Genomic DNA, 5642 nt, shown 5'->3' with positions numbered 1-5642 from the left:
GTGCGGTTTTGTACGTTCGAATTTTTCTTTAGACATGGATAGTCCCTCTAGGCACGGTATTTGGTGGCGTTACGACCACACAACCAATCATGGGTTTGTAGAGTATATATCAAATGGTCTGAATGACACGAAGAGGTGGTGCTAATAGGCAGATTCGAACTGCCGACCTCACCCTTACCAAGGGTGCGCTCTACCAACTGAGCTATATCAGCACACTAAAAAGCGTGGAGCGGGCAGCGGGAATCGAACCCGCATCATCAGCTTGGAAGGCTGAGGTAATAGCCATTATACGATGCCCGCAAACTCTCGTAACTCTTTGAGCTATTCAAACTACTTGAAAAATGGTGGAGGGGGAAGGATTCGAACCTTCGAAGGCGGAGCCGTCAGATTTACAGTCTGATCCCTTTGGCCACTCGGGAACCCCTCCACAACAAATTTTTAAAACTGGTGCCGACTACCGGAATCGAACTGGTGACCTACTGATTACAAGTCAGTTGCTCTACCTACTGAGCTAAGTCGGCTTGGTGATGCGCATTCTAGGGAAACTTCTACAGGCTTGCAAGCCCTAAAATCGCTTTTTTTATAAAAATCATCGCCTAAACGAACACTTTTTCGCCATTAGCGCTTATGTGCGTATAAAGCGAGCCCTTCCAGTACAAGATCTGACCGATGATGGTAATGTTTTCGAAGACTTATTGGTACGTGTCTAACTCCACCGCCACAAATGATGACTTCAGGATCCGTGTTTAAGCGATCTTTTGCTTGCTCAATACCAAATTGAATCATACCGACTAACGCGGCACGGCAGCCGTTTTTAAGTCCATCTCCCGTACTATCAGCAAACTCTAAGGTATCTTTATGATCACCATCAGAGAAAACCTTACTGGTATTCGCAAGCACAGACTCCATCATCAGCTTATAACCTGGCGCAATCCAACCACCTAAGTGCCGCCCTTCTTCATCAATAACATCAAATGTTAACGCTGTACCAATATCAATAATCACTGATGGTCGCTTGCTCTGTTGATATACCGAGATCAGTGTTAACCAGCGGTCAACGCCCAAATACTGATACTCCGCATACGCGTTTTTCACACCAAAATCTTTACGACGGGTTTTGACGTGAAAACAAGGAATACTATTCTCCTGGGAGAACCGTTGGATCATATTGTCGATGACCACTGGACCAACACTAGCAAAGACAATCCGTTCTATGCCTTCATCTAGATAAGGTTCAAGTACCATCTCTAGTTGTGCACTAGGGTATTTACCTAATTGAGTCAGGCTACCTTCCATGTCCAGACTTGCCAATTTCACATACGTGTTACCGGCTTCAATGAGTAATTGCATCACTTCCTCTAAGACTTATCTCTCCGCCGATAAACGGCGTTATATCTCCAGTGGCATTTTCTAATAGTAACGCTCCCTGAGCATTAATCCCTCTAGCTATGCCGGATACCTGCTGGTTCCCCATCACAATGGCAACAGGTCGTCCAACAAAGTTATCTAGAGCATTCCAACGCTGCTCAAACGCTGCCAACCCCGCCGCTTCGTACTCTTGTAAGCCTACGCGTATTTTTTCCACCAGAGTGGCAATCAGTGTATTTCTATGTGGCATATGGTGACACGTCTTAGCTAATGATGTCCACGGTTGATCAATCAGTGAGTCGTCATTACTCATGGTCATGTTTATTCCCATACCAACCACGATATGCGCTGCATCGCCGGCTTGACCGGTCAATTCAACCAAAATACCCGCTAGTTTCTTGTCATTTACATACAAATCGTTAGGCCACTTAACTTTAACATCTGCGCCAGTGACCTCACGCAAGCACTCTGCGGCAATAACCCCTACAACTAAACTTAATCCCATTGCTGCAGCCATACCTGCATCTAGCCGCCAATAAAGAGAGAGGTATATATTACTCCCAAACGGAGAAAACCACGCCCGACCTCTACGCCCTCTTCCTGCTTGTTGATATTCTGCAACACAGCAATGTCCTGATGATAAACGGTGAACCCGATCGAGTAAGTATTGATTAGTAGAGTCAATCACTGGAATGACTTCGATATCTTCTATTGCTGCAGCTTCCAATAGAGTTTGGCTTAGCATTTCTATCGGCTGGGACAATTGGTAACCTTTGCCTTGCACTCGATAAATATCCAACCCCCAAGATTTGAGCGTTTGGATGTGCTTATTGACTGCCGCCCGGCTTATGCCTAGCGCTTCTCCAATGGTTTCTCCGGAATGAAAGAGGCCATCGCTCAACATGCCAATAATTTTTAATCGGGACGAATGTTCTGACATTAACGCACCTCCGCTAACTGAGTTTCCTTACCCTGAGAGTAGAAGCGTACTTCATGTTCTAGCTGAATACCAAACTGCTTTTGTACACAATCAACAACATAAGCCGCTAAACCAAGTAGATCAGCCGCCGTTGCGCCTCCTAAGTTAGTGAGCACTAACGCCTGTTCGGGATGCACTTGCGCGTTACCTAAGCGATACCCCTTTAACTGACATTGATCGATAAGCCATCCGGCGGCTAGTTTAATACTACCGTCTGACTGTGGGTAATGAGGAATTGCAGAGTAAGACATTTTCAACAGCGAAAAAGCATCTGCTGAAATCACTGGATTTTTGAAGAAGCTACCCGCATTACCAATCTCTCTTGGATCAGGTAACTTCTCATTGCGAATATCACACACGTGCTGATAGATTGTCTTTGCATCAATATCTGGCGCATTCAGAGCCTGCAATGGACCGTAATTCAAGCGGGGTTGCCAATTTTTTGTTAAGCGAAAGCCTACTGCGACAATGATGTGTGAATGCTTCTTCTGATGCTTAAAAATCGAATCTCGATAACCGAAATTACATTGTGCAGGGTTCAGTCTTTCGACCTCTCCAGTATGAAGATTTAATGCATCGACATAATCTATCACATCTCTAACTTCAAGGCCGTAGGCGCCGATGTTTTGAATAGGTGAAGAGCCAACACAACCTGGGATTAGCGCCAAATTTTCCAAGCCTGCAATATTGCGCTCAATCGTCCACGCAACAAACGCTGGCCAATCCTCACCACTTCCTACATGCAGGTAATGGGCACTTTCTGTTTGGCGGTGTGCAATACCCTTTATACGGTTCAGTACAACCATGCCGTCAACATCATCAATAAAAAGTACGTTACTCCCCTTACCTAACACCAGCTTGTTTTCAGAACAATACGGCTCCTCTCGCCACAATGTTAAAAAGTCGCTGATTGTCTCAGCAACAATCACGGCCTTAGCACTAACGTGGAGTCCAAATGTATGATGAGAGGCTAGCCCAGTTTCTGGTAACAATTGCATTGATTTAAACCGCCAAATATAGAGAATGCGCTATATTAACGTATCCGACCGTATAGCGCAGTGTTTTCGATGTTAAAGCTAAGTTTTCAATCTTTAGACCCTATACAAACGCCTTTAGCGAATAAATTGTATAAGGAGCATTACCCATCAGGAAAAGCGAATAAATCTGACAATTTATGGATAGCAAAGCATCACCAACAATGGATTGGAGTCATAAAGTATCGCTCTTATGATTCCTATCTTTTTATGTCAGGCATGCTCGTAATACCCACATGGCGTCATAACGGCATTGCAGAGCGGTTACTCTCTGCTAGTATCGATAATGTTACCGTACCTGTTTACTGTTTTGCCTATGCACATCTCAAGGCGTTATATAACAAGGCTGGGTTCGATGAAACATGTTCATCTCACCTTCCGAATGAATTACGCCAACGTTTTGAGAGATATACATCAAGTGGGAAAAAGGTGCTCATCCCCATGCGTTACCATGCTCGAGATCATGAGTAGAACAGGGGATATAAGGAGCTCACGCGTAAATTTTGGTATACTCGCGCCAGAACATCATATCTGCGCACTTTGCGACGAATCGAGAAGATAATGGACTCAGCAACACTACATCAGAAGTTTTTAGAGCGACTGCCTCAAATTGCTCACCGGCCCGATGATTTAACCACTTTATTGGGCGCGAGTGACTTTCGCGAGAATTTACACAAAGCAATCGCCAATGCGAAGCAACGAATATACCTTGTGGCTTTATATTTACAAGACGACGAAGCTGGCCGTGCTATTTTAGACGCTCTATACAAAGCAAAAAATAACAATCCAAACCTTGATATTAAGGTTCTTGTTGATTGGCATCGAGCTCAACGGGGTCTTATTGGTGCAAATCACTCAGAAGGCAACGCCGCACTATATCAAGAGTATGCGAAGAAATACCAGCATCAAGTCGAAGTGCTAGGGGTTCCAGTTCGTAATCGAGAAGTCTTCGGTGTTCTTCACTTAAAAGGCTTTATTATTGACGATACTGTTATTTATAGCGGCGCTAGCCTTAATGACATCTATCTCGCTCAACATGAACGCTATAGATATGATCGATACCATGTCATTGAAAATGGAGCCTTAGCTGACTCCATGGCGAACTTCGTATTATCCCAGCTAGTCTCCAGTAATGCTGTTAACTGCCTTAACCATAAGCTACGACCAACAACCAAGGTGCTAAAAGGTGCAATTAAAGAACTTCGTGCCCAGCTATCAAAAGCTAGCTACCACTTTAGCCCTGAAGTAATTGACCAAGATAAAATCGGCTTAACGCCATTGGTCGGACTAGGCAAACGTAACAATAAGCTAAATAGCTATATCCGTAAACTTATCGCTAGTGCTAAACGAGAATTGATTATCTGCACCCCTTATTTCAATTTTCCACGCAGCATTTCTGTAGAAGTAAAACGGGCCATCCGACGCGGTGTGTCAGTAACGATTATCGTGGGTGATAAAACAGCCAATGATTTCTATATCCCACCGTCAGAGCCATTCAAAACAATATCTGGCTTACCGTATTTATACGAAGTTAACTTACGTCAGTTTGCTCGTCAAAATGAAGCTGCTATTGCCAATCGACAGTTAAATGTTCATTTATGGAAACATAACAACAATAGCTTTCACCTTAAAGGGGTTTGGGTCGATAAACAATTTATGATGATCACTGGTAATAATCTAAATCCTAGGGCTTGGAAGTTAGATTTAGAAAATGCCATATTGGTTAATGACAAGTACGGGCTCATTGCTGAACAAAAGCAAAAAGAAATTGACTGCATTCTAACTCACACATCACGAGTTAGTAGCTACAAAGATATTGATGAACTTGGTCAGTATCCTCCGCAGGTTAAAAAATTGCTTAAGCGCCTACGTCGAGTAAAAGCGCACCATCTACTCAATCAGCTTCTTTAATTGCTCTCATAAGCATCAGCTACCCAATAGACTGGCTGATGCTTTTCTCCACCTTGAGCATTCTGGCCTGCGTTAGTTAAGGCACAATATCGTCAAATGCATCTAAAAAGCTGAAATCCCACGTAACTAAAACCTCATGGAAATTCAAATATAAACTCATTGACCTGCCCCCATTATGTAGCAAGACCAAATGTACTCATTACATAATACCTTTTTGTCGTTAATGTCAGTTTAAGTATATACAAAAAAGCCCTGTCATTGCTGACAGGGCTTCTTAATAAGTGACGGAGCGGGCGGGACTCGAACCCGCGAATGCCTGCGGCCGCGTGACAGGCCGCTGTCTTCAAAGT

The 5642-nt window shown here is 43.8% G+C and carries 5 protein-coding genes and 4 tRNA genes; 2 read left to right on the top strand and 7 right to left on the bottom strand.

The window, feature by feature from the left end; genetic code table 11:
• Positions 1-136: 136 nt before the first annotated feature.
• From ACKLNH_RS20390 to murB, 7 genes are all read right to left on the bottom strand, one after another.
• Positions 137-212, bottom strand: a tRNA-Thr gene (locus tag ACKLNH_RS20390).
• Between the two features lie 13 nt (positions 213-225).
• Positions 226-300, bottom strand: a tRNA-Gly gene (locus tag ACKLNH_RS20385).
• A 42-nt stretch (positions 301-342) separates the two neighbouring features.
• Positions 343-427 (bottom strand) — tRNA-Tyr (locus tag ACKLNH_RS20380).
• A gap of 18 nt (positions 428-445) precedes the next feature.
• A tRNA-Thr gene (locus ACKLNH_RS20375) sits at positions 446-521 on the bottom strand.
• A 97-nt stretch (positions 522-618) separates the two neighbouring features.
• The gene (locus ACKLNH_RS20370) at positions 619-1350 is read right to left on the bottom strand and encodes a type III pantothenate kinase (protein WP_413114100.1); all 732 of its coding nucleotides are present in this window, start codon (positions 1348-1350) and stop codon (positions 619-621) included.
• The gene (birA, locus tag ACKLNH_RS20365; RefSeq protein ID WP_413114099.1) at positions 1334-2308 is read right to left on the bottom strand and encodes a bifunctional biotin--[acetyl-CoA-carboxylase] ligase/biotin operon repressor BirA; all 975 of its coding nucleotides are present in this window, start codon (positions 2306-2308) and stop codon (positions 1334-1336) included. Before birA ends, ACKLNH_RS20370 begins: the two co-directional genes overlap by 17 nt.
• Positions 2308-3345 carry a UDP-N-acetylmuramate dehydrogenase gene (gene murB, locus ACKLNH_RS20360; RefSeq protein WP_413114098.1) on the bottom strand — a complete coding sequence of 346 codons (1038 nt, stop codon included), beginning with the start codon at positions 3343-3345 and terminating at the stop codon, positions 2308-2310. The genes birA and murB overlap by 1 nt, the downstream gene beginning before the upstream one ends.
• 69 nt (positions 3346-3414) lie before the next feature.
• Between murB and ACKLNH_RS20355 the strand changes: the two genes are divergently transcribed.
• Together ACKLNH_RS20355 and pssA are read left to right on the top strand one after the other, a co-directional pair.
• The gene (locus ACKLNH_RS20355) at positions 3415-3852 is read left to right on the top strand and encodes a GNAT family N-acetyltransferase (protein WP_413114097.1); all 438 of its coding nucleotides are present in this window, start codon (positions 3415-3417) and stop codon (positions 3850-3852) included.
• 90 nt (positions 3853-3942) lie between these two features.
• Entirely contained in the window at positions 3943-5292 is a 1350-nt protein-coding gene (gene pssA / locus ACKLNH_RS20350) for a CDP-diacylglycerol--serine O-phosphatidyltransferase (protein WP_413114096.1), read from the top strand.
• The last annotated feature ends 350 nt before the right edge of the window (positions 5293-5642 follow it).

This window comes from Thaumasiovibrio clandestinus (assembly GCF_047250365.1).
In the GTDB taxonomy this organism is placed as follows: Bacteria; Pseudomonadota; Gammaproteobacteria; order Enterobacterales; family Vibrionaceae; genus Thaumasiovibrio.
The sequence above is the reverse complement of the archived record's forward strand: the minus strand, read 5'-3'. Positions and strand labels throughout refer to the sequence as shown.